The sequence below is a fragment of the Reyranella sp. genome, from assembly GCF_050185545.1.
GTDB lineage: Bacteria > Pseudomonadota > Alphaproteobacteria > Reyranellales > Reyranellaceae > Reyranella.
In genome coordinates, this window is record NZ_JBFWZI010000364.1 from 1 (window position 1) to 2,682 (window position 2,682).

General features: G+C 71.2%; 2 protein-coding genes and 2 pseudogenes. 3 read left to right on the plus strand and 1 reads right to left on the minus strand.

Translation table 11 applies throughout. The annotated features are described in order from the left end of the window. A pseudogene (locus AB7O82_RS38070) lies at positions 1–323 on the plus strand (alpha/beta hydrolase); the annotation flags it as partial. Positions 324–398: 75 nt separating this feature from the next. Here the strand turns inward: AB7O82_RS38070 and AB7O82_RS38075 are convergent. Then, positions 399–1,295 (minus strand): SDR family oxidoreductase, encoded by an 897-nt coding sequence (locus AB7O82_RS38075; protein WP_428621947.1) that lies wholly within the window; start codon positions 1,293–1,295, stop codon positions 399–401. Positions 1,296–1,331: 36 nt separating this feature from the next. Here AB7O82_RS38075 and AB7O82_RS38080 point away from each other — a divergent pair, with 36 nt between their 5' ends. Both AB7O82_RS38080 and AB7O82_RS38085 read left to right on the plus strand, forming a co-directional pair. Further along, positions 1,332–2,159, plus strand: coding sequence for a tetratricopeptide repeat protein (locus AB7O82_RS38080; protein ID WP_428621949.1), 828 nt, complete (start codon positions 1,332–1,334; stop codon positions 2,157–2,159). Positions 2,160–2,193: 34 nt separating this feature from the next. Continuing rightward, positions 2,194–2,682 (plus strand): annotated as a pseudogene (locus AB7O82_RS38085) (hypothetical protein); the annotation flags it as partial.

Consider the following 2,682-nt stretch of genomic DNA (forward strand, 5'->3'; position numbering starts at 1 on the left):
CCACGCTGGAGCGCGAAGGCAGGCTCGAGCGGCCGTCGCAGTATTCGCCCGAGCCCTCGGTCTTCACCTGGAAGCTGATCGAGGAGGGGCGCAATCACCTCCTGCTCGACAAGCCCCTGTCGCTGCCCTGCCCGGTGCGCCTGCTGCACGGCCAGAGCGACCCCGACGTGCCGTGGCGGTACTCGCTGCAGATCGCCGAGCACCTCGCCGCGCCCGAGGTGGTGACGACCCTGGTCAAGGGCGGCGACCATCGACTGAGCACGCCCGCCGACATCGCCCGCCTCATCGCGACGGTCGAGGATCTGCTGCCGCGATCGCCGTGAGGCCCTCCTCGATCGCCTCGTCACGACGGTCGAGGCTCTTCTCGCGGGGTAGCGCGCAGGTCCCCCTCGACCGCCTCATCGTGGTGGTCGAAGATCTTCCAGCGCGATGGCCCGCAGGCCCTCGCGATAGGTCGGATAGCGGAGCGTGACGCCGAGCTCCTGCTTGATGCGGTCGTTCCGCACGCGCCGGCTCTCGGCGTAGAACGAGCGCGCCATCGCGCTCAGCGTCGGCTCGACTTCTTCCCACGGGATCAGGGGCGGCACCGGCTTGCCTAAAAGCTCGCAGGCGAAGGCGACCACCTCGCTGGTCGGCGCCGGCAGGTCGTCGGCGACATTGTAGATGCCCGCCCCCTGGACACCCACCTCGTGCGGCCGCCCGAGCGCGGCCAGCACCGTGCCGGCGATGTCGGCGACGTGGATGCGCGAGAACACCTGGCCGGGCTTGTCGATGCGCCGCGCCGTGCCGGCTCTCACCTGGTCGAGGGTGCTGCGGCCGGGCCCGTAGATTCCCGGTAGCCGGAAGATGTCGAGTGCCGCGCCGGCCTCGAGCGCGATCGCCTGCCAGGCGCGCTCGGCGTCGAGCCGGGCGATGCTGCGCGGCAGACTCGGCCGCGCCGGCGTCTCCTCGTCGACCCAGCCGCCGTCGTGGTCGCCATAAACGCCCGTGGTCGAGAGATAGCCCAGCCAGCGCGCTCGGCGCAGCAGGCGGGCGCAGCGGGCGACGGCGGGATCGCCCGTCGTGCCCGGCGCGATGGTGCAGAGGACATGGCCCGGCGCGCCGATCGCTGCTTCATCCAGATCCAGGCCCTGCGTGCCGTCGAACAGGTGCGCCTCGATGCCCTCGGCGCGGAGCCGGACCGCCTTGTCGGCGGTGGTGCAGGTTCCCGCCACCGCCCAGCCCTGCGCCTTGGCGAGTCTGGCGATTTCAAGGCCGCTGAAGCCCAGGCCGAAAATGAAAAGACGTCCTGTCATCTTGTCAGGATCATCGCGCCGCGGTTCTTTTCAACCATGTTGTCGTTTCGTCTTGCGTTTCCCCTGCTGCCCTTCGTGGTGATGGCCGCCGCACCGGCTGCGGCGCAGAAATTCGAAACCCCGCTCGATCCGCCGCCTGATCACACCAGGCGCTACGCCGACTGCCTGAAGCAGGCGCGCAGCGATCCGCTGAAGGCATTGCCGATGGCCGAGAAGTGGCATGCCGACGGCGGCGGCCTGGCGGCGCGGCACTGCGTGGCGGTGGCGATGTTCCGGGCCGGCCGCTACGTCCAGGCGGCGGCGCAGTTCGAGGCGATCGCCCGCGACATGGGGCAGGATCGCCCGCGCGTGCGCGCCGAGTTGTGGGCGCAGGCCGGCCAGGCGTGGATGGAGGCGGGCGGCGCGGAGAAGGCGGCCGAGGCCCAGGGCCGTGCGCTGGAGCTCAACGGCCACGACGCCGACCTGTGGGTGGAGCGGGCGCTCAGCTATGCCGCGATGCTCGCCTGGCCGCGCGCGATCTCAGACCTCGACCAGGCGCTCCGGCTCCGGCCCAACAACGTCGAGATCCTGGTGCTGCGTGCCGCGGCCTGGCGCAATGCCGGCAACCCGGCGCGTGCGCTCGACGACGCCAACCGGGCGCTCAAGGTCGCGGCGGACCACTCCGAAGCCCTGCTCGAACGCGGCTTCGCCTATCTCGCGCGCGGCGAGCGTCCCCAGGCCAATGCCGATTTCGACAAGGTGCTGCGCCTAGTGCCGCCCGAGTCCAAGGCGGCGCGACGCGCCGAGGCCGGCAAGCGCGGCGAACAGCCCGGTGCTGCGCCACCGGCGCCGACTGCTCCACCGAAACCTGGCGGTAAGCGGTAGCGCGCGCGGCGTGCATGATGTAGGAGCCAAGCAAATGAATCGAAGCCCCCTAAAGCACATTCGGTTCGGCTGGAACAGCCGAACGGAATGTGCCCGTCGCAGCGACCATCCCCGGTTCGCTCTGGCGACCGGTACCCTGGTCGCGGCCATGCTCGCCTCGGTTGCCGGTTTCGCCCAGGCGCCGCCCAGGGAGGCGCCGCCGCAGCCGCCTTCCTCCTACTATCCGGCGCCACCGCCGCAGCAGGCGCCGACCACCCAGCAAGGCGCCTCGACCTCGGACCTCAGCTCGCCGCTGCCGGCGGCCGCCCCCAAGATCGAGCGCACGCAGATCGCCTCCGACGCCGAGGCGCAGCTCTTCACCGACGCCCGCCGCATCAGCTGGGGTCGCTATGCCAAGATCAAGGGCGCCAAGCCGGGCGACGTCACGGTCACCAAACAGGGCGGCGTGTGGACGGTGAAAGGCCGCATCGACAGCGTCGCGCCCGGCACCGAGGGCGACTGGGCCTCGATCGACGGCGTCGTC

Excerpts from the sequence above, each read along its gene's own strand:
- AB7O82_RS38080 (WP_428621949.1), top strand. The coding sequence starts at position 1,332 with ATGTTGTCGTTTCGTCTTGCGTTTCCCCTGCTGCCCTTCGTGGTGATG.
- AB7O82_RS38075 (WP_428621947.1), bottom strand. The coding sequence starts at position 1,295 with ATGACAGGACGTCTTTTCATTTTCGGCCTGGGCTTCAGCGGCCTTGAA.